Origin of the sequence: Actinopolymorpha pittospori (assembly GCF_014873875.1) — a bacterium.
GTDB classification, from domain to species: Bacteria; Actinomycetota; Actinomycetes; order Propionibacteriales; family Actinopolymorphaceae; genus Actinopolymorpha; species Actinopolymorpha pittospori.
Genome location: NZ_JADBEM010000001.1, coordinates 3,355,346 through 3,374,739 on the forward strand (window position 1 = coordinate 3,355,346; position 19,394 = coordinate 3,374,739).

A 19,394-nucleotide genomic window follows, 5' to 3' on the forward strand; every position below is an offset into this window, starting at 1 on the left:
GATGTACGACAGGTACTACGACGAGGTCGAGGTGGGCGACACCGCCATCTACGGCGGCGTGCAGGTCAGCGAGGAGTACATCAACCGCTTCGCCGAGCTCACCGGCGACCACCACCCGCTGCACGTCGACCCCGAGTTCGCCGCCCGGTCCCGCTACGGGCAGCGGATCGCGCACGGCTTCCTGGTGCTGTCGCTGAGCGCGGGGATGTTCCCGATGGACCCGGCGGCGGTGGTGGCCTTCTACGGGATGGACGGGGTCCGCTTCGTCAAGCCCACCTTCATCGGCGACACCCTGCGGGTGCGCCTCACCGTCACCGACAAGACCGACAAGACCGTCGGCGGCGTGGTGCAGACGGCGCTGGAGATGGTCAACCAGCGGGACGAGGTGGTCGCGGTGGCCACCATGCGGATCCTGGTGGCACGCAGCCCGGCCCGGGCCGAGGTGGTGGCATGACCAGAGCGGGCATGGCCCGGACCCGGCGCCCCTACACCTGGCCGCCGCTACGGGCCTACAACGTGCTCGCGGACCGGGTGCCCCGGCTGGCTAGGTCGCTCGGCACCGTGCCGGAGCTGCACGCCGAGGCGCTGGCGGCGGCCGGTCCGGCTACCGGTCCGGCCCCGGACGGGTCGGAGGCGTTCGGGTCGGCGGCGTTCGGCGACCCGAGCTACCTGGCCGGTCTCGAGGCGTTCCGTGCGGCGCTGTCGGAGGAAGCCGACCTGTCACCGGCGGGCCGGTTCTTCGCCCGGGGCGCGATCGTCTCCGCCCTGACGAACCGGGTGCTGGTCCAGCGTGAGCTGGCCGAGGACCCGGGACTGCTCCGTCGCCCGGTCGGACCCGCGATGGTCGTGCTGGGCCTGCCCCGCAGCGGGACGACCCTGCTGCAGCACCTGCTGTCCCTGGACCCCGCCAACCGCTCGCTGCGGCAGTGGGAGGCGAACCGGCCCGCACCGGCGCCGGTGGTCGGCGCGGAGTCGTCCGACCCCCGGGTCCAGGCGGCGGAGCGGGCCACCCGGGTACTGGACCGGATCGCGCCGGCCGCCCGGACGCTGCACCCGACCGGGCCGCGGTTGCCCTGCGAGTGCGTCACGCTGTTCGCGAACAGCTTCGCCAGCCTGGAGTTCAGTGCCATCTACCAGGTGCCGTCGTACACCTCGTGGTGTCTCGGCACCGACATGCGTCCGCACTACGCCTACTACGTGACCCAGCTGCAGGTGCTGGGCCGGCACGATCGCCGGGACCGGTGGGCGCTGAAGTCGCCCGCCCACCTGTTCTGGGTGGACGAGCTCGCGCACGCTCTGCCCGAGGCGACGTTGATCCAGCTGCACCGGGATCCGACCGAGGTGCTGGGTTCCTACTGCAGCCTGGCCGCGGTCCTCGCGGCCACCAACGCCCGGCACGTGGACCGCGCGGCGATCGGCGGTTTCTGGGTGCGGACCTGGGTGGAGGGTGTCCGCCGCGCGCGACGGGCCCGGCTCACCCTGCCCGCGGACAGGGTTCACGACGTCCGGTACACGGATCTGGTCGCCGATCCGGTCGGCTGCGTCGCGCGGATCTACGACGCCTGCGGGATCCCGTTCAGCGGCCGGTTCGAAACCGCCATCCGGAGCTACCTGGACGGGGAGGGACGGCACGGCACCGGCCGGCACGGCTACTCCCTGGAGGACTTCGGACTTGACCCGCGCGACGTGCTGGCACAGTTCGAGGAGGCCGGTCATGTGCTGTGGCAGTGAAGGCGTGACGGTACGCCGGGCCCGGTCGGGACGGTCCCGATGAAGGTGGCCATCGACGCGTCGTTCCTGGGTGAGGCCCGTGGCGGCGACGAGACCTTCCTGCGCGGCCTGATGGCGGGGCTCGCACTGCGGGCCGACCCGGCCGACCGCTTCGAGGTGTTCACCGCCGACGGAGCGCTGCCGGCCGAGGTCGCGACGGCACCAGGTTTCACCGCCTCGCGGATGCGGCCCCGACCCGGGCCGTGGCACTTCGTCCAGACCCTGCCCGCGCAGCTGCGCCGGGCCCGGCCGGACCTGTTGGTCACGGTCACCCACGCGCCCATCGGCGGCCCGATCCCGGCGGCCCTGACCATCGGTGACCTGTCCTTCGAGCACCGTCCCCGGGACTACCCCCTGGTGACCGCGCTCCGGCTGCGCACGCTGGTCCGGCGCCATGCGCGCAGTGCGGCCGTGGTGCTGGTGCCGAGCGAGTACACCCGGGCGGACGTGGTGGCCAGCTACGGTGTGGCCCCCGAAGCGGTCCGGGTCGTGCCGAACCAGGTGGCGGCACCACCACGACTCGATGCCCGCGCGACGGCCGAGGCGGACTCGTGGTTGGCGTCCAGCGGGGTGCGCCCCCCCTTCCTGCTGTATCTGGGCAACCTGCACCCGCGCAAGAACGTGCCGCTGCTGATCCGTTCGTTCCTGCGGGCCCAGCGGGCGAACCCGGACCTGCGCGGGCACCGGCTCGTGATCGCTGGGCGGCGCTGGTTCCGCGGCGACGCCGAGCAGGAGGCCGCCGCGGGCAGCGACCAGGTGGTCTTCCTCGGCCGGGTCAGCGACGCGGTTCGCTCGCGGCTGCTCGGCAGCGCGGAGGCCGTCGCGTACGTCTCGCTGTTCGAGGGTTTCGGCCTGCCGCCGCTGGAGGCCATGGCGCACGGAACCCCGGTGCTGACCTCGCAGGTGACGTCGCTGCCCGAGGTCTGCGGGGACGCGGCTCTCCTGGTCGATCCGCTCGACGGGGAGGCCGTGACCGCCGGCCTGACGCGGATCCTGACCGATGCCGCGCTGCGGGAACAGCTGCGTGTGGCCGGGCCGCGCCGGGCCGCCGGGTTCGACATCGACCGGGTCGGAGCGGCGGCGGTCGACGCGCTGCGGTGGGGGTTGGCCCGCGGCCGCGGGTCCGCCGGTGCCGAACGACCGGTCCGGAGCACGTGACGGTGTGGGTCTCGACCGTTCAAGGAGAGGGGAGAACAGCATGAGGAACTCACGCGGCGACGCTTCGCCAGGGCTGCTGGGGACGATCCGGGCCGATCTGGCCGCCATGGCCAGGCTCAAGGGCAGGCCGAAGCTCACGGCGGGGGCCGCGGTCGACGTGCTGGCGTTGCCCGGGACCTGGGCGGTGCTGACGTTCCGGCTGGCGTCCTTCTGCCACCGCTCCCACCTGCGCCCGTTCTCCCGGATGCTCTACTTCCTCAACGTCGTGTTGTACGGCGCCGACCTCGCCCCCGGTGCGCGGGTCGGGCCGGGGCTGGCGATCCCGCACCCGGTCGGTTGTGGCTGGGGCAGTGGCCTGACCGTGGGCCGGAACGTGATCATGACCGGCGCGGCCCGGTTCGGTACGGCCGCGGCGCAGGACGAGGCCCGGATGGGGCAGCCGACGATCGGTGACGACGTGATCCTGCTGGACGGAGCCAAGGCGATGGGCCCGGTGCGGATCGGCGACCGGGCGGTGGTCGCCGCCAACGCCCTGGTGCTGCACGACGTCCCGCCGGACGCGATCGTGGTGGGCCAGCCGGCGCGCGTGGTCAAGATGCGCCACGAACGCAAGGCCTTCGCGGGCGAGAATGGTGTCGTGTCCGACGCCGAGCGGGCAGTCGCGGAGGCCGGGCAAACCGTTGGAGAGGGTGGATGAGCGAGCAGGCGAGGAGAGCCGGGCCGAGACGGTGGGGGTACGCGCTCGGCCTGATGGTGCTGGCGCCCTTCCTCGCCGAGACCGTCGCCTCGTCCAACACTCCTGCCGTGGTCTTCCCGCTCGTGCTGCCGATCTTCCTGGTGGTCTACGGCATGCCCGCGCTGCTGGTCCGCGAGCTCTGGGTCCGCCGCCGGATCGGCTGGCCGGGAGTCCTGGTGCTGGGGCTGGCCTACACGCTGCTGAACGAGGGGCTGGTCGCGGCGACCTGGTTCAAGCTCGCCCCGGAGTCGGGCAAGGTGCTCGTGTTCACCGCGTCGCAGGCGCTGAACGCCGCCGGGGTCAACTGGGCGGTGGCCGTGGGCCTGGTCGTCTTCCACACCGTGTACAGCGTCGTGCTGCCGTGGGTCCTGGCCGAGGTGTGGGCGAAGCCGGTACGCGGCGTGCCCTGGCTGCGCCGTACCGGGATCGTGGTCTGCTCGGCGCTGCTGCTCGTGGTGATGGTGGGCTCGCTGTCCCCCAAGGCGACCGCGCGGGTCTGCGCCGGTCCCGCCCTGGCCGAATGCACGGCTGGGCGCCGGTTCAGCTTTCTCGCCATTCTGGTGCTGGTCGGGCTGGCGCTGGTGCTGCCCAGGGCGCGTCCGGACGTACGCCCGGACCAGCGTCGCCCGCGGACCGTGGTGCTGATGGTGGCCGGCGTGGGCTTCGGGGTGGCCTTCCTGGTCAGCTTCTTCGTGTTCCCGCTGACCGGGCGGCCGCTCTGGAGCGTGGTCACGGCCGTGCTGCTGATCTCGGTCGCGGTCACGGCAGCCGTGCGCTGGTCGCGAGCCCCGGACTGGGACGGCCGAGCGACCGTCGCCCTGGCGGCCGGACTGCTGCTTCCCGGGATGCTCACCTCGCTGAGCAAAGTCGCCGTCGGGCAGCCGCTGGCCGCGGTCCTGGCTGCCGTGCTGTTGTGGTGGCTGGCCCGCAGGGCGGACCGGCCACCGGCCGAACTGGTACCGCCGCGCCGCTGACGGTGGCCACGGACGGACGCTTGCTTCCTTCACGGCCTGATCGCAACGATGAGGGCATGGCCGAAGCAGTCGTCATCACGCAGCCAGGCAGGGTCGAGTTGAGCGAGGTCGCGCTACCCGACCTCGGGCCTGGTCAGCTCCGGCTGCGCACGCGGGTCTCGCTCATCAGTACGGGCACCGAGGGCATCGTCTACACCGGCCGGTTCGCGCCCGGAACGCACTGGGACCAGTGGTTCAGTTACCCCCATCGGCCCGGGTACTCGCTCGTGGGCGAGGTCAGTGACGTCGGCCGGGATGTCACCGGCGCCTTCCGTCCAGGTGACCGAGTGGTGGCACTCCTCGGCCATGCGTCGCATCATGTCGCGGACGCCAACCTGTGCACGCTGGTGCCGGACGACGTTTCGGACGAGGACGCGGCGTGGTTCGCGCTGGCGAAGGTCGGCTTCGTCGGCATGGAAGCGGCACACGCACGCGTGGGTAGCTCCGCCCTGGTGATCGGGGTGGGCCCGGTCGGCCAGATGGCCGTGCGCTGGCTGGCGGCATCGGGCGCGGCCGAGGTGACGGTGGCCCACCGCAGTGGTGGGTTTCGGCTCGACCTCGCCCGGGCAGGCGGAGCCACGGCGGCCCTGCAGGACGACCTGGCCGACGGCCTGCCGGGACTTCCCGCACCGGCCGCCGTCATCGACTGCACCGGCAACCCGGACGTCCTCACCCGTGCGCTGGCCGCTGTGGCCGACCATGGCCGGGTGGTCATCCTCGGCGACGTGGGCGATCCCTCCCAGCAGCGGCTCAGCCACGATCTGATCGTTCGTGGCCTCACGGTGGTGGGCGCACACGGCCGCCACCTCCTGGGCGAGCGTGAACACGACATTCGCCGGTTGTTCTTCCGCCTCGTGGCGTCGGGACGTTTCGCGGGGATGAGCGGCCTCGTCACGCACAAGTTCACGCCCCACGAGTGCGCCGAAGCGTACGCACTCCTCGATGCCGGCCGCTCCGACACCATGGGCGTGATCTTCGACTGGCAGTGAGTTCGGAGCTTGTCCTCGGGCCACCCGCCGTCGCTTTCCGAAATCGCCGGAGACGTGCGGGTTGGGATGCTCGTCCCAGCCTGTCGGCATTCGGCGGCGAGGTGGAGAGGCAGTTGTGAGGCGAGCACTGGGTGCGCGCGCCTTTCCTCACCCGAGGCCCATGCCTTCAAGGTATCGAGCGGTGCGGTAATAGTTCTGGACACGTTCCAGTGTGGAGTGCAGGCTGATTGCGAGTGGAGAGAGGTAATTCCGAGGAGATCACATGGTCGGGACCGAACGCGAATCGCACCGTCGCGAGGAGCGCTGGCTGAAAACCACTGTGGAGATCACTCAGGTTCTGGCCCAGGAAGTTCACCTCCAGAAGGTTTTGGACCTCACCGCGCGGCGAATTCACGAAGCGTCCGGGGCCGACTGTGTCCACATTGGAATCACCACTCCTGGTCATGCGGAAGGCGTTGCTTATCTTCAGGCCGTCGAAGGCCCCTGGATCGAGCACCTCAACGGACGGATGACGACCGTCCAGGGGCTCGCCGAGAGAGTCACGGACTCCGGTGAGGGAATCGTCAGCCCACGAATAACCACAGAACCCGACTTCGACCCGCCGCCGGAGTTGGCCGCGGCGATGTCGGACGTCGGACTGGGTATGTACCTGCCACTTTCGGTGGCAGGAAACGTCTTCGGCGCGCTCGTGGCGGGCTGGCGCCGCGGTTCTCCTCATGCGGACCTCGCGGCGCGGGAAGTGCAGTTGATCGAGATGGTCACCGGTCAGGCCGCACTTGCCCTCGAACAGGCCCGGTCCCACAGTGTGATTTCGGAGGACCGCGCCAGGATCGCCGAGGAGTTGAGGGACGACGCACTCGCCCGGCTCCTCGCGGTCGGAACTCGGCTGCGGGACGTGTCCCGCCTTGCCGCCCAGCCAGAGATACACCGGCGACTGGCCGACGTCATTGCTCAACTGGACGAGGCGACCCGCCGGACGCATGCCTCGATCTCCTCGCTGGTGCACAGCGAGTCCCCGAGCGGCCCCTTGGTCATCGACGAGTTGTTGAAGGAGGTCGGCGCCGCTCGAAGCGCTGTCGGGACGACACCGAAAATCGCTGTCCACGGCGCGTTGGACTGCAAGCTGGCCCCTGACTCGCGACGTGAACTCGTCCTGGCGGTCCGGAGATGCCTTGCCGAAGCCGCCACCCGGGACGACCCGTCCGCGGTCGAGATCACTGTCGTCCTGGGAGCGGACCAACCTGCCCTGATCGTCGGGGACGGCAAGGATGTACGCCGACCCACACGAGGAAGCAGCGCGCTCACCCGACCCGACCGCTGTGTTAGCGTTCCTGGGCGGTTGTGATGACGCGTCGGGAGCATGCGCATGGCCTCAGTCCCGGACGGTGTGCGGTCGACCTCTCCGGCCGCGCTTGGCGAGCGTCTCGAACGCGCCCTCGGCCAGCCGGTGCGAGAGTGGGTCGAACCCGATACGGGATTGTCGGCGGCCGCCCGTTACTCGGTCACGCTGGGAGACCGCAGCCGCGTCTTCGTCAAGGCCGCCACCGACGAACAGACTGAGCGCTGGCTCCGCACCGAGTACCTCGCACTCCAACACGTTCCCGAACGGTTCGTCCCGGGTGTCCTCGCCTGGCTCGACGAACCCGGCTGCTTTCCCGTCCTCGTCGTCGAAGACCTGCGCAGGGCGCACTGGCCGGCCAGTCACCAGGGCGTGGACTGGCGGGCGGGCGACATCGACCGCGTGCTCACCACGGTGTCGGACCTGTCCCGCGTTCAGGCGCCACCGGGGTTCGTTCCCTCACGGCAGGGCCCTGCGCACTGGCCGGCGTTCGTGCGCGAAGGCCCGGACCGTGACGCGTTCCTCGACCTGGGGCTGTGTTCGGCGGCGTGGCTCACTGATGCCGCCCACCTGCTCGTGAAAGCCGAGGCGAGCCTCGACGACAGTGGCGACCGGCTGGTTCACGGAGACCTGCGCAGCGACAACATCTGCATCGACGCCGAACGAGTGGTCTTCGTGGACTGGAGCACCGCCTCGCGCGGCCACGCGGAGCATGATCTGGCCCACCTGCTCCCGACCCTGCACCTCGAGGGCGGTCCCGTCCCCTTCGACGTGCTGCCCGCCGGTCGCGGGTGGGCGGCCGCGGGCTGCGCCTCACTCGCCAGACGCGTTCTCGACGAACGTGCGTTGCCGCCGTGGCTCGCCAGGGTGTTCGTCCGGTTGATCGCGATCGACCTGTCGTGGGCCGCGTCGTGTCTGGGCCTCCCGCGTCCGGACGGCATCGACTGGCAGGCGATCTGAACGCGGTGAACGTGTGCAGTGCGCGACGGTGGCGTCGTCAGGGATCAGCGCGTCGGGGTCTTGGGCGGTGCGCGCTTCGGTCCGCCGGACGCGCCGGATGATCTCGGCCGGCCCGTTGGCGACCAGCAGGTCCACGACGCCGGGCCAGTCGGTGAGGCCGTACGGGCTGACGATACGGCTGGCGCCGTTGCTGAGCAGCGCGACGCTGTTCAGGTCATCGAGGGGTCGGCTGCCGGTCAGCGCTTCCTCCGCCGCGTGCGGATCGTCCTTGGCGATCCAGTAACCGCCCGGCTGGTTCCGGCGAGCCCGCAGCGCGTCCACGCAGGAGTCCCGGACACGGTCGTACTCCGGCGTTCCCCGGACGACGCCGTCCAGGGCCGCCGTGCAGGTCCGCCTGGTGGTGACCTCACGTTCGTCGGTGAGGACCCGCGGGCCATCGTCGAGTTGGTCGAGGAGGAGGAAGGAGTCCGCGAGCAGGAGATAGTCCAGGCGGCCCTGGTGGGCGCGGACCATCGCCACGGTCGCCTGTGGGCTGCTGGGGTTGGTGATGTCGCAGGTGTCGCGGTGGTCGGCGGCCAGCTCGCCGATCGCGGTGGCGAGGATCGTCGCGAGGTCCTGCCCGTCGTCCCGGGAGAGCCGACCCAGCAGTGCGCCGCCGAGACGGTGGGTGTACCAGGCGACGCCGTGGGAGCAGATCGACTCGGTGTCGGGGATGCCGGCGCCGTCCAGCAGCACGACGGCGCCGGGGACAGCGCCGGCGAAGTCCTCGTTCGGTTGGCCGGCCTTACCGGCGCTGGTCGCCATGCTGATGTGCATTCATGGGCTCCTGAGTCAGTTGCCCTTCTACCCCGTGGCGGGTCCGCTGTCCATTCGCACTGTGGGCCACCGCCGTATAACTTTCCTGGAGCGAAGGGCGGGTGCCCCGGCGCGGAAGGGGAGGCAACGGTGCTGGTGACGTCCAGGTCGGCGGCTGAGTACCACGCGATGTTCGACCTCGCCCCGGAGGAGCTCGCCGGTGCGCGGGTCCTCGACTGCTGTGCGGGCGGGTCGAGCTTCACCGCCGAGACGCCGACGTTCGTCGTCGCCGCCGATCCGGCCTATGCCGCCGGCCGCTCCGTGCTGGCGGCCGCCGCACACCAGGGCAGGGTCGATGGCGACCGCATGATCGAGGACAATGCCGACCGGTTCGAGTGGACGTGGTACGGCACCCGCTCCCGCCGTACGGCCATGCGGGTGGGCGCGGTCGAGCGGTTCGTCGCGGATCTGGGTGCTCGACCGTCCCGATACGTCGCGGCCGCGCTGCCGGATCTGCCCTTCGCGGACGACAGCTTCGACCTCGTGCTGTGTTCGCACCTGCTGTTCACCTGGGCGAACCAGTTCGACCAGCGGTGGCATCGACGGGCTGTGCTGGAGATGGCGCGGGTCGCCCGACGGGAGGTACGCGTCTTCCCGCTCGTCCTGCAGGGGACGGGCGAACCGGTGCCGTTCCTGCCGGCGCTGTGTGAGGAGCTGGAGGCGGCCGGCCACCGCACCGAGCAGCGGAAGGTGCCCTACCGCTTCCAGCGCGGCGCGAACCACATGCTCATCGTGGCGGGGTCGTCAGCCCGTGTGTGAACGGCTCCGCCGTGGTCAGCGGATCCTGGCTCCGTACACGTGATCGACCGTCATCGTCATCAGGACCCGGCGGTCGGCCACCATCACCGACCGGTACTCGTCCCAGTCCGGGTGCTCCCCGGCGGCGAGCCGGTAGTAACGCACCAGTGCCTCGACCTCCGGACCGTGGGGATCGGTTCCCGGCCCGGTGAGGGTCACCGCGCCCTCGGCCGTGGCCCACGCCCAGCCGTCGGGGCTGGTGACCTCCAGCGCGGCTCGTGGGTCCCGACGCAGGTTGGCCGTCTTGGCTCGTCCCTCGGTCATCGACACGTGGATCACACCGGCTTCCTGGTCGTAGAAGGGCGTGACGGGGGAGAGCTGGGGAAGGCCGTCCGACTTGATCGTCGCGAGGACGCCGAGTCGACTCTCCGTGAGCAGCGTGTACGGATCGAAGGTGCTCGTCATGGTCGCTCTCCTGAGGAGTAGTGGGGACCGCTCGGTCATCGCTGTCATGGCAATCCTCGGCCCTCACACTGATGTGAGGGTCAAGGAGGGCACCGAGGTGTGATTCGTCACCCACCACGAAGCGATGGTCACGCGCCCTGCGGGCGTCGTTTCTGGCCGGCCTTCAGTAGCCGGACAGTTTCGGCGATCCGGCGTGCCCTCTCCTCGGGCCGTCGCTTGGTGGCGTTGATCCACGTCAGGTAGCCCTTGCGGTAGAACTGCGCGAGCGAGTCGAAGAACGCGCCCGCCTCAGGCTCCGCCCCGAGCGCAGCGGCGACGTCGGGGTCGAGATCGGCGCGTTGGGGACCTTCCGCCGACAGGACGACCTTCACTTCGCTGCCGACCTCGACCGGGCGGTCTCGCTGCCAGGAGGGGCCGAGCGCGATGCCCGGGCCGTCCTCGAACTGCTCGACGACCGCGCGGACCTTGCATCCGTCGACCGTCCCGCTGACGTGGTGACGTTGCTTGTGGCCCCACACCTGGTCAGGATCGAAGGGCAGCGCGATGACCGCCCGCCCCCGGCTCCCCTCAGTGACGGCCGCGGTGAAACGCATGGAATCCGCCATACGAGCATCCTCGCACGGCATCCCGCGAGGTCAGGCCCCTTCTGCGGCTCGTGACCCCGAGGCCTCACATCCGCTCTGGTGCGGACACCCCGAGGAGTTCGAGCCCGTTGGCCAGGACCGTCCGCGTCGCGGTGACGAGCACCAGGCGCGCCCGATGCAGGTCGGACGGCTCCTCGTCGTCCTGCGGTAGCACCCGGCAGACGTCGTAGAACTTGTGGAACGCGGACGCGGCGTCCTCGAGGTAGCGGGCCACCCGGTGCGGCTCGCGCAGTTGGGCCGCGGTGCCCACGACCCGTGGGAACTCCGCGAGCGTCCGCACCAGCTCACCTTCCTTCTCGTGCGACAGCAACGACGGGTCGAAGCCGTCGAGAAGGCTGGTGGGTGAGCCGGCCGAGACGGCGAGGTCCGCCGCGTTACGCAGGATCGAGGAGAGCCGGGCGTGTGCGTACTGCACGTAGTAGACCGGGTTGTCGTTGGTCTGCCTGGCCCACAGGTCCAGGTCGATGTCGATCGTGCTGTCGCAGGTGTAGCGGGCCAGTGCGTAGCGTGCCGCGTCCACACCGATCGAGCCGACGAGGTCCTCCAGCGTGATCACGGTGCCGGCGCGCTTCGACATCCGCAGCGGCTGCCCGCTGGAGATGAGGTTGACCATCTGACCGATCAGGATCTCGAGGTTGACGCCGGGGGTGTCCCCGAACGCGGCGCACATGGCGTTCATCCGCCCGACGTACCCGTGGTGGTCCGCACCCAGCATGATCAGGCAGCGGTCGAAGCCGCGTTCACGCTTGTCGAGGTAGTAGGCGAGGTCGCCTGAGATGTAGGCGCCGTTGCCGTCGGACTTGATGATCACCCGGTCCTTGTCGTCGCCGTACTTCTCGGTACGCAACCACAGCGCGCCGTCCTGCTCGTAGGTGTTGCCCATGGCGGAGAGCCGGCTGATGGCTCGCTCGACGGCGCCGGACTCGTGCAGGTTGTTCTCGTGGAAGTAGACGTCGAAGTCGACACCGAAGTCGTGGAGGGCCTTCTTGATCTCGGTGAACATGAGGTTCACCCCATGGGACCGGAAGACCTCCTGGGCCTCGTCGTCGGGCCGGGCCAGGACGTCGGGGTATTCGGCGAGAACCTGCTGGGCGATGTCGACGATGTACTGGCCCGCGTAGCCGTCCTCGGGCGTCGTGGCTCCGCGAGCACTGGCGAGCAGCGAGCGAGTGAACCGGTCGATCTGCGCGCCGTGGTCGTTGAAGTAGTACTCGCGCGTGACGTCCGCGCCGCTGAAGGAGAAGATCCGCCCGAGGGCGTCACCGACGGCGGCCCACCGGGTGCCGCCGATGTGGATCGGCCCGGTCGGGTTGGCGGAGACGAACTCGAGGTTGATCTTCTCACCCGCGAACAGGTCGTTGCGGCCGTACGACGAACCCGCCGAGACGACGTCCGCGGCGACGCTGCCCTGCGCCCCGGCGTCCATCCGAATGTTGAGGAACCCCGGACCCGCGATCTCGACGGACGCGATACCAGCCGTCTCCCGGAGTCGCTCCGCGAGCAGCGTCGCGAGGGCACGCGGCGGCATCCCTGCCTTCTTGGCGAGCTGGAGCGCGACGTTGGTGGCGTAGTCGCCGTGGTCGCGCACCTTGGGACGCTCGATGACGACCTGAGCTGGCACACCGTCGGGGAGGGACACCGCACCGTCGACGGTCATGGTTGTCAACGCGTCGACGATCGCGGCCGAGAGCTGTTCGGAGGTCACCGGAGGAGCGTATCGGCGCCGCGTCCGCCGCGGGCAAGGTAGTTTCGCGGCGCTACCGACGGAGGCGGTCTCCGGCTTCCGGCTAGGGCGGAAGATGGGCCTGTCCGGCCTCGACGATGCGGTAGGTCAGGTCGAGAAGTGGTCCGTCAGGTTCGTCCAGCGGGATGCTCACTCGGTAGGTGCCCGGTGTGACCTGGCCGGCCTCGGTGCTCGGGTAGAGCCGCACCTGGACGGTGGAGTCCTGACCGGCACCGATGGCGGTGACCGGCGACACGGCGCTGCACGGGTCGGCGTCGATCTGCTCCCCGTCGACGGTCCAACCCTGCCCGCACATCCCGGTCACGCCCAACTCCGCGCCACCGTTGACGCGGGTGGCCCTGCCCTCGAACTGGACCAGACCCCGCGTCGACACGACCTCGTCCGCCTCCAGACGAACCAGCGAGGTGAGCATCTCGCCTGGGCGCAGGGTTCCAGCGGGAAGCGGCGTCGCGGCTACGCCATCCATGCCACGGACCACCGCCGACTCGAACAGCACGTCCAGGCCGGTCCGGTCCGGCGCCGCGACCGAGCGGTCGGCGCCGCATCCGAACGCGGCGGGGAACGCGGTGAGGACAAGCCCCATGGCGATGTGCGTGTATCGGACCCTCGACATGAGGCACCAGTCCCACTGCTCGCCGACGCGTTTACCCCGAGACGTCGCAGACGCAGAACAGGTTGCCCTCGGTGTCGGCCAGGACGACGTGAGCGGCGTCGTCCGGAAGGGGCCAGTCCACCCGCCTGGCGCCGAGCGAGACGAGTCTCTCGACCTCCGTCCTCAGCGCTTCCTCGCCTTCCACCCACAGGTCGAGATGTGTCCTGTCACCCTCGTCGAGATGAAGGCGCGGACCCTCGCCGCTCGCCGGTCGGAGGAACGCCGGATCGCCGGGGGCGACGTAACCAAGCGCCTTCTTCCAGAACTCCGCAGCTCTGTTGATGTCCGACACGTTCAGTACGGTCGATCCGAGCGTCACCATCAATGGTCTCCTCGACTTCGGCGTCGTTCCTCAACTGCCAGGTGGCCTTACCTCGTAGGCCCGGAACAACCAGAATGGCAGCCGAACAGGACACCTTCTGTCTTGTACGTCCAGGAGATTCGCCGCCGAGGAGGAACGCCGCTCTAGGGTGCGCGGCGGGCGACGACTCGGGAGAGGCCCAGCGTGCGGCCGGCGTCGGTGCGAAGCATCTGAGCCTCCCATCCCTCTGCGCCGTTCTCGCGGTCACACACTTCGTTCCACCGCAGCCAGTCTCGCCAACCGTCCGGCACTCGATCGGCGATCTCGACGGTGACCAGGCCGGTCTTCTCCCAGTGCCGGCGCCACCAGGCCGGGCTGTGCCAGGCGCAGAAGTCCCACTTCCATTGGGGTTCCAGGTGGGGTGGGGGAAGCGTCTCGTACTCCTCGGCGAGACCGGGCTGAACGATGCCGATCTGTCCGCCGGGTTTCACGAAGCGCGAGTAGTAGCCGAGGTAGAGGTCGTCGGTGCCGAAGTAGTGGTAGGCGCCGATGCTGATGAGCGCGTCGAAGAAGCCCTCCGCGAAGGGCAGCGCGTGCGCTTCGGCGTAGATCGGGTGAACCTGCTCTTCCACGTGTGCCTCGGCCACGCGGCGCAGGTTCTCATCAGGCTTGACCCACAGGTCAGTGGCCCACACCTCGACGCCGAACTCCTTGGCCAGGAAGATCGAGCTCAAAGCTGTGCCACAGCCCATGTCGAGTATGCGCATGCCGGCCTCGAGTGGCATGACATCGGTCAACGCCTCCGCCTGCCACAGCGGGTTCGGCCCCATCGCCCCGTCGACCATCCAGCGGCCCGAGTATCGGGCGGACCGGGGATAGCGTGCGTTTCTCAGCGCCAGATCGAGTTCGTCGTCATCCACGAGACCGGAGTATCGAGAGTACGTCCAGCAAGGCAACTGGTTAGTTCGCAGGGACGCGTGCCACCGAGCCGGGCCAGTTCCGGTCGAAGCGCCGGTACGACCTGACGTCCACGCCCACGTCTCTTGTACCGTCGACGATCACCGCGCGTACGTTGTCGATAACAAATCCATGATGTCGGCGCCTTCGCGTTCGGCCTCTGCTGCGATCTCGCGGTGGCGATCTTCCTGACCGTCCAGCGTTTCGAGTCTCCAGCCGTGGCCGGCTGAGGGGAGCGTGGCAGGCGTCATGACCAGGGCGAAGATGGTTCGGCGGTTGGTGGCGATGGCTGCGGCCGTCGCGATGCTGAGCGGCGTGGGCATGGTCGGCGGGGGCGATGAGGGGAACGCGGCGCAGGCTGCCCCCTACGACAATGCCAGCGACAACCGCGGCGACCGCGACTACGTGAGTCTCGTCGATCCCTGGGTGGAAGCCGACATCGCCCGCTACTTCTTCTTCCAGTCCGCGAGCAACCCGTTCGGCTTCGTGAAGCTACGTCCGGACACGAGTACGCATTCCAGTGGCGGCACCGGATACCGGACGACCGAGAACGACGTCAAAGGCTTCAGCCACATCCACGACTGGCAGTTCTCCGGTGTCCAGATGATGCCCACCTCGGGTTCGAGTGTCCCGAAGACCGAAGGGGACACCGGATGGCAGTCCCATGTGGAGCATGACGAGAGCGAGGTCGCCGAGCCCGGCTACCACAAGCTGCACCTCGACCGCTACGACATCACCGCCGAGCTGACCGTCACCGATCGGGTCGGGCTGCACCGTTACACCTACGGCCGCGCGGGACAGAGCGAGATCATCGTCAACCTCGGCGGCACCCTGGGCGAGGCGGTGATGAAGGACGCCCAGGTGACGAAGGTCAGCGACCGCGAGATCGAGGGATACGTCAACCAGCATGGCGGTGCGTACGCCGACCACGACACCAGGCTCTTCTTCGTGGTGCGCTTCGACCGGCCCTTCGACTCGATGCACGGTTGGGCGAACGGCGCGCTGGCGCGCGGCGGTGCGGCGGTCGACGAGCTCGCCGGCGACAACATGGGTGTGTACGTCCGTTACAACCACCTCGACGCCGGCGATGTCGTCCAGACGAAGGTGGGCCTGTCGCTGACCGGCACCCAGGGTGCGCGGAGGAACATCGACGCCGAACTCCGGGTTGGTCCTTCGACGACGTCAGGGCCGCGTCCCAACGGCACTGGAACGACATGCTCGGGCGGATCGATGTTCGTGGCGGGACGCGTCAGCAGCAGGTGAAGTTCTACACCGACCTGTTCCACGTGCTGTGCGGGCGCAGTGTGGTCAGCGACGTCGACGGAAAGTACCTGGACGACACGTGGAACCACAACACGGTCAAGCAGATCCCGCTGGACGAACGCGGCCGGTCGACGTTCGCGATGTACAACTACGACGCGCTCTGGCTCACGCAGTGGAACGTCAACTCGATCCTGGGCCTGGCCTACCCCGAGATCTACAGCAGCTTCGTCCAGTCACAGTTGCAGATGTACAAGGACGGCGGCCTGCTCCCGCGTGGACCGATCGCGGGTAACGACTCCCTGATCATGACCGGATCGCCGGTCACGTCGTTCATCGCCGGCGCGTGGAACAAGGGAATCCGCGACTTCGATCCGGACCTCGCCTACGAGGCGATGCTCGACGCCCAGTCGGTCGGAGGCCTCTTCGACAAGGGCGCCCTGGAGTACAAGGGGTGGAGCGGCTCCGGCGGTGTCCGGTCCTACCTGGACAACGGCTACGTGGCGTACCGGCCAGGCGGCGGCCTGAACTGCGGAGCGGGGCAGACCCTCGAGTACGCCTTCCAGGACTGGACGCTGGCCCAGTTCGCCAGAGGGTTGGACAAGAAGGGCGTCAACATCGCACAGTACGCGCGGGTGGAGGCGTCCTCGGCCGCGAGCGGTGCGCAGTGGGCCCCCGAGCACGCGGTCGACGGACGGCCGATCCGCTCCGGCGGCGCGTCCGGGGAGGACGTCGGATGGGCGTCCGCGGCCGAACAACGGCCCTGGATCAAGCTGAGCTGGGATCGGCCGAGGACGATCCGGACGGTGGTGCTGAGCGACCGGGCCGGACCGACCTCCAACGTCGGCAGCGGACGGTTGACCTTCAGCGACGGGACCTCGGTCGACGTCAGCGGCGTGCCCGTCGACGGCACCCGCAAGGTGGTCGACGTCGGCGCGAGGAAAGCCACCTGGGTCAGGTTCGAGGGCACCGGCGGAAGCGGCGACGATGGTGCCGGTGTTGCCGGTGTGGGGCTGAACGACATCGAGGTGTGGGACGACACCGACGCGTACGAATATCTCCTCGACAGGTCACGCAACTGGCGCAACCTGTACGACCCGTCGACCGGGTTCATCCGACCACGGCACGAGGACGGCACGTTCCTCGAGGACTTCGACCCCCTCAGCCCGAGCGACTTCGTCGAGTCGAACTCCTGGCAGGCCACGTGGTTCACGTCGCACGACGTGATGGGGCTCGCCAACCTGATGGGCGGTGAGGCCGCCTACGCCGACCGGCTCAACTACGCGTTCGAGCGGGCGAGGGACTCCAACTTCATCGGCGTCTACGGCGAGGGCTACGTGAGTTACGGAAACCAGCCCGGGCTCCAGGTCGCCCACCTCTTCAACTACGTCGGCAAGCCGTGGTTGACGCAGTACTGGGTACGCCAGGTCAAGGAGCGGACGTACGGCTCGATCTCCACAACCGACGGGTACGGCCATCACGACGAGGACCAGGGGCAGATGGGAGCGACCAGTGCCCTGATGGCGATGGGACTCTTCGAGGTCACCGGTGGTGGCGCGTCGCGGCCTGTCTACGACATCACCTCGCCGGTGTTCGACGCGATCACCATCACGCTCAACCAGGACTACTACGAGGGAAAGACGTTCCGGATCCTCACGCACCACAACTCCGCACGCAACGTCTACATCCAACGCGCCAACCTCGACGGCAGGCGACTCGACAACGCGTGGTTCCGCCACGACCAGCTCGCGGACGGCGGCACGCTCGAGCTGTGGATGGGGGACCGGCCCAACACCCGCTGGGGAACCAAGGAGCCGCCTCCGTCGGAGTCCGCGTCGCAGGGGAAGAAACCGGTCTACGCGAAGGAGATCGGGATCACCGGCCCCGACCGGATCGAGGAGCCCTACGGCTCGGCGCGTTTCGAGGCGACGTTCACGCCGGAGAACACCACCTGGCAACGTGCGTTCTGGTCGGTGTCCGACCCGGACGGCTCGCCGACCGACAAGGCCGTGATCAACGACGACGGCGTCCTGACGGTCAACCGACGTGAGGGCGACGTCGTGGTGACGGCGACGAACTCCGACTCCGGTCCCACCGTCCGGGCGCGCAGGACGGTCACCCTCGACCTCGACGTCGCGCTGCTGCGCGGCAACGCGGCCCGCTGGCCGGGCGCGCGTGCCACGGCCTCCTCGGAGTACAGCGACGGCTACCGCGCCGACAAGGTACGAGCGGTGTCATCGGCTCGAAGGACGGCGGCGACTGGGCCTCGCGCGGCGAACGCACTCCGTGGGTGCAGCTTGATTTCGACAGCCCGATCAGGGCGGACCGGATCGTGCTGTACGACCGACCAGGTGACGACGACTCCAACGGCGGCACGCTGAGCTTCAGCGACGGCAGCACCGTGGAGGTACGCGATCTTCCTCGCAACGGCGGCGCGAGGACACTGACCTTCCCGATGAAGACGTTCGACCGGGTGCGGTTCCAGGTCGCGGGTGGCACCGGGCTCAACCCTGGTCTGTCGGAGTTCGAGGTGTACGCGGTGCCGTCGGCTCCCGAGGCTCCCACGGACGTGAGCGTGGTCAGGGACGGCGACGAGGCGACCGTCTCGTGGAAGCCACCCACCTTCGACGGTGGTGCGCCGCTCACCGGGTACGTCGTGACCGCCCGTCGTGACGGCGTACCGGAGAAGACGGTCGAGGTCGACGAGAACACCACCGAAGCGGTGCTCGACGGGCTCTCCGCCGCGCAGTCCTATGACTTCACCGTGGCGGCGCGGAACCTCATCGGGACCGGTCCGGGGATGGGCGAGCCGGTCCTGGCGACGGGGCTCGCGATCACCGGACCAAATCAGGTCGTTCGACCGTATGGGTCCGCGCGCTTCGAGGTGGCCTTCACACCCGACGACACCACGCTGAAGAAGGCCCGGTGGTCGGTGACCGAGTCGGACGGTTCGCCGACGGACAAGGCGACGATCGACGACGCCGGCGTCCTCCGGGTCAACCATCGTGACGGGAACGTCGTCGTCACCGCCACGGCCGCCGACGCGGGCGGGGTGAGCACGAACGCGACCGTGACCATCGCCCTCGATCCGAGCCTGTATCGGTCCAACGCCTCCCGCTGGCCAGGGGCGAGCGCGACCGCGTCCTCCCAGTTCAACAACGACTTCCGGGCGGCGAAGGTCCATGACGGCTTCGGCGCCGCCGCGGGTGAGTGGGCGTCCGGCGGCGAACAGAACCCGTGGATACGCCTGGAGTGGACGACCCCGGTCCAGGCGGACACCATCACGCTGTACGACCGGCCGGGCGTCGACGACGCCACCGGCGGCACCCTGAGCTTCAGTGACGGCAGCAGTGTGCCGGTGGACGGCATACCGGCCGACGGCGGCGCGAAGACGGTCAGTCTCGGGCAGAAGAGGTTCACCTGGGTACGGTTCCAGGTTGTCGGCGGGTCGGGACCCAACGTCGGCCTCGCCGAGTTCGAGGTCGCGGCCACACCGTCACCACCGCAGGCACCGACCGACGTCGCGGCGGCTCCGCTCGAGGACGGAGTGGTCGTGTCGTGGAGCCCGCCGGCGTTCGACGGTGGTGCTCCGCTGACCGGGTACGTCGTGACGCCGTACCGGCAGGGTGTCGCTCTGGATCCGGTGAATGTGGAGGCGGGCCTGAGCAGTGCCACCGTCACCGGGCTGTCGGCCGGGCAGGCGTATGAGTTCGGTGTCGCGGCAAGGAACATCGTCGGGACGGGGCCGGAGTCAGCACGCACCGAGCCGGTGGTTCCGACGTGACCGGGACGGACGATTCGGGGTCGGACTCG

The 19,394-nt window shown here is 69.4% G+C and carries 19 protein-coding genes and 2 pseudogenes; 13 read left to right on the plus strand and 8 right to left on the minus strand.

All coding sequences use genetic code 11. The features are described 5' to 3' along the window. Position 1 precedes the first annotated feature (1 nt). The 8 genes and pseudogenes from HEB94_RS15965 to HEB94_RS16000 form a co-directional block, all read left to right on the plus strand. The gene (locus tag HEB94_RS15965) at positions 2–454 is read left to right on the plus strand and encodes a MaoC family dehydratase (RefSeq protein WP_192750624.1); all 453 of its coding nucleotides are present in this window, start codon (positions 2–4) and stop codon (positions 452–454) included. Next, on the plus strand, positions 451–1,731 hold the full coding sequence (locus HEB94_RS15970; protein WP_192750625.1) for a sulfotransferase family protein: 1,281 nt from the start codon (positions 451–453) through the stop codon (positions 1,729–1,731). The genes HEB94_RS15965 and HEB94_RS15970 overlap by 4 nt, the downstream gene beginning before the upstream one ends. A gap of 39 nt (positions 1,732–1,770) precedes the next feature. Further along, positions 1,771–2,928, plus strand: a complete 1,158-nt coding sequence (locus HEB94_RS15975; protein ID WP_192750626.1) for a glycosyltransferase family 4 protein — start codon at positions 1,771–1,773, stop codon at positions 2,926–2,928. A 40-nt stretch (positions 2,929–2,968) separates the two neighbouring features. After that, positions 2,969–3,625, plus strand: a complete 657-nt coding sequence (locus HEB94_RS15980) for a serine O-acetyltransferase (RefSeq protein WP_192750627.1) — start codon at positions 2,969–2,971, stop codon at positions 3,623–3,625. Beyond that, on the plus strand, positions 3,622–4,638 hold the full coding sequence (locus HEB94_RS15985; protein WP_192750628.1) for a hypothetical protein: 1,017 nt from the start codon (positions 3,622–3,624) through the stop codon (positions 4,636–4,638). The genes HEB94_RS15980 and HEB94_RS15985 overlap by 4 nt, the downstream gene beginning before the upstream one ends. 56 nt (positions 4,639–4,694) lie before the next feature. After that, positions 4,695–5,666, plus strand: a complete 972-nt coding sequence (locus HEB94_RS15990; RefSeq protein WP_192750629.1) for a zinc-binding dehydrogenase — start codon at positions 4,695–4,697, stop codon at positions 5,664–5,666. Between the two features lie 262 nt (positions 5,667–5,928). Next, complete coding sequence (locus HEB94_RS15995; RefSeq protein ID WP_192750630.1) at positions 5,929–7,011, plus strand: sensor histidine kinase; 1,083 nt, start codon at positions 5,929–5,931, stop codon at positions 7,009–7,011. A gap of 21 nt (positions 7,012–7,032) precedes the next feature. Continuing rightward, positions 7,033–7,776, plus strand: a pseudogene (locus HEB94_RS16000) (phosphotransferase); the annotation flags it as partial. Between the two features lie 42 nt (positions 7,777–7,818). On the opposite strand, the gene HEB94_RS50615 reads toward HEB94_RS16000, so the two are convergent. Then, positions 7,819–8,781, minus strand: a complete 963-nt coding sequence (locus HEB94_RS50615) for a hypothetical protein (protein WP_238361540.1) — start codon at positions 8,779–8,781, stop codon at positions 7,819–7,821. A gap of 129 nt (positions 8,782–8,910) precedes the next feature. Between HEB94_RS50615 and HEB94_RS16010 the strand changes: the two genes are divergently transcribed. After that, a complete protein-coding gene (locus tag HEB94_RS16010; protein ID WP_192750632.1) occupies positions 8,911–9,579 on the plus strand; it encodes a methyltransferase domain-containing protein in 669 nt (222 codons plus the stop codon). Between the two features lie 15 nt (positions 9,580–9,594). On the opposite strand, the gene HEB94_RS16015 is transcribed toward HEB94_RS16010, so the two are convergent. The 7 genes from HEB94_RS16015 to HEB94_RS16045 form a co-directional block, all read right to left on the minus strand. Next, positions 9,595–10,023: a PPOX class F420-dependent oxidoreductase gene (locus HEB94_RS16015; protein ID WP_192750633.1), complete on the minus strand. Its 429-nt coding sequence runs from the start codon at positions 10,021–10,023 to the stop codon at positions 9,595–9,597. A gap of 128 nt (positions 10,024–10,151) precedes the next feature. Further along, a complete protein-coding gene (locus tag HEB94_RS16020) occupies positions 10,152–10,628 on the minus strand; it encodes a YdeI/OmpD-associated family protein (protein WP_192750634.1) in 477 nt (158 codons plus the stop codon). Positions 10,629–10,692: 64 nt separating this feature from the next. Next, the gene (gene argS, locus HEB94_RS16025) at positions 10,693–12,372 is read right to left on the minus strand and encodes an arginine--tRNA ligase (RefSeq protein WP_192750635.1); all 1,680 of its coding nucleotides are present in this window, start codon (positions 12,370–12,372) and stop codon (positions 10,693–10,695) included. An 82-nt stretch (positions 12,373–12,454) separates the two neighbouring features. Next, the gene (locus HEB94_RS16030; RefSeq protein ID WP_192750636.1) at positions 12,455–13,024 is read right to left on the minus strand and encodes a hypothetical protein; all 570 of its coding nucleotides are present in this window, start codon (positions 13,022–13,024) and stop codon (positions 12,455–12,457) included. Between the two features lie 31 nt (positions 13,025–13,055). After that, entirely contained in the window at positions 13,056–13,385 is a 330-nt protein-coding gene (locus tag HEB94_RS16035) for a VOC family protein (protein WP_192750637.1), read from the minus strand. Positions 13,386–13,528: 143 nt separating this feature from the next. After that, positions 13,529–14,284 (minus strand): SAM-dependent methyltransferase, encoded by a 756-nt coding sequence (locus HEB94_RS16040; protein WP_337917718.1) that lies wholly within the window; start codon positions 14,282–14,284, stop codon positions 13,529–13,531. A 138-nt stretch (positions 14,285–14,422) separates the two neighbouring features. Next, positions 14,423–14,644: a hypothetical protein gene (locus tag HEB94_RS16045; RefSeq protein ID WP_192757196.1), complete on the minus strand. Its 222-nt coding sequence runs from the start codon at positions 14,642–14,644 to the stop codon at positions 14,423–14,425. Between HEB94_RS16045 and HEB94_RS50620 the strand changes: the two genes are divergently transcribed. The 4 genes and pseudogenes from HEB94_RS50620 (at position 14,643) to HEB94_RS49285 (ending at position 19,365) form a co-directional block, all read left to right on the plus strand. After that, positions 14,643–15,584, plus strand: a complete 942-nt coding sequence (locus tag HEB94_RS50620; protein WP_238362265.1) for a hypothetical protein — start codon at positions 14,643–14,645, stop codon at positions 15,582–15,584. The genes HEB94_RS16045 and HEB94_RS50620 overlap by 2 nt on opposite strands. After that, a pseudogene (locus HEB94_RS50625) lies at positions 15,533–16,126 on the plus strand (glycoside hydrolase domain-containing protein); the annotation flags it as partial. The gene HEB94_RS50620 and the pseudogene HEB94_RS50625, both read left to right, overlap by 52 nt. Further along, positions 16,106–17,962, plus strand: coding sequence for a glycoside hydrolase domain-containing protein (locus HEB94_RS50630; RefSeq protein ID WP_337918529.1), 1,857 nt, complete (start codon positions 16,106–16,108; stop codon positions 17,960–17,962). The pseudogene HEB94_RS50625 and the gene HEB94_RS50630, both read left to right, overlap by 21 nt. After that, a complete protein-coding gene (locus tag HEB94_RS49285) occupies positions 17,872–19,365 on the plus strand; it encodes a DUF7402 domain-containing protein (RefSeq protein WP_202896372.1) in 1,494 nt (497 codons plus the stop codon). The genes HEB94_RS50630 and HEB94_RS49285 overlap by 91 nt, the downstream gene beginning before the upstream one ends. Positions 19,366–19,394 lie beyond the last annotated feature (29 nt).

Bases quoted from the DNA above. Each gene is read 5' to 3' on its own strand.
- HEB94_RS16045 (WP_192757196.1), bottom strand. From the start codon at position 14,644: ATGCCCACGCCGCTCAGCATCGCGACGGCCGCAGCCATCGCCACCAAC.
- HEB94_RS15995 (WP_192750630.1), top strand. From the start codon at position 5,929: ATGGTCGGGACCGAACGCGAATCGCACCGTCGCGAGGAGCGCTGGCTG.
- HEB94_RS15980 (WP_192750627.1), top strand. From the start codon at position 2,969: ATGAGGAACTCACGCGGCGACGCTTCGCCAGGGCTGCTGGGGACGATC.
- HEB94_RS15990 (WP_192750629.1), top strand. From the start codon at position 4,695: ATGGCCGAAGCAGTCGTCATCACGCAGCCAGGCAGGGTCGAGTTGAGC.
- HEB94_RS50615 (WP_238361540.1), bottom strand. From the start codon at position 8,781: ATGCACATCAGCATGGCGACCAGCGCCGGTAAGGCCGGCCAACCGAAC.
- HEB94_RS50620 (WP_238362265.1), top strand. From the start codon at position 14,643: ATGGTCGGCGGGGGCGATGAGGGGAACGCGGCGCAGGCTGCCCCCTAC.
- HEB94_RS16015 (WP_192750633.1), bottom strand. From the start codon at position 10,023: ATGACGAGCACCTTCGATCCGTACACGCTGCTCACGGAGAGTCGACTC.
- HEB94_RS15970 (WP_192750625.1), top strand. From the start codon at position 451: ATGACCAGAGCGGGCATGGCCCGGACCCGGCGCCCCTACACCTGGCCG.
- HEB94_RS16035 (WP_192750637.1), bottom strand. From the start codon at position 13,385: ATGGTGACGCTCGGATCGACCGTACTGAACGTGTCGGACATCAACAGA.
- HEB94_RS15975 (WP_192750626.1), top strand. From the start codon at position 1,771: ATGAAGGTGGCCATCGACGCGTCGTTCCTGGGTGAGGCCCGTGGCGGC.
- HEB94_RS15965 (WP_192750624.1), top strand. From the start codon at position 2: ATGTACGACAGGTACTACGACGAGGTCGAGGTGGGCGACACCGCCATC.
- HEB94_RS16020 (WP_192750634.1), bottom strand. From the start codon at position 10,628: ATGGCGGATTCCATGCGTTTCACCGCGGCCGTCACTGAGGGGAGCCGG.
- HEB94_RS16030 (WP_192750636.1), bottom strand. From the start codon at position 13,024: ATGTCGAGGGTCCGATACACGCACATCGCCATGGGGCTTGTCCTCACC.
- HEB94_RS15985 (WP_192750628.1), top strand. From the start codon at position 3,622: ATGAGCGAGCAGGCGAGGAGAGCCGGGCCGAGACGGTGGGGGTACGCG.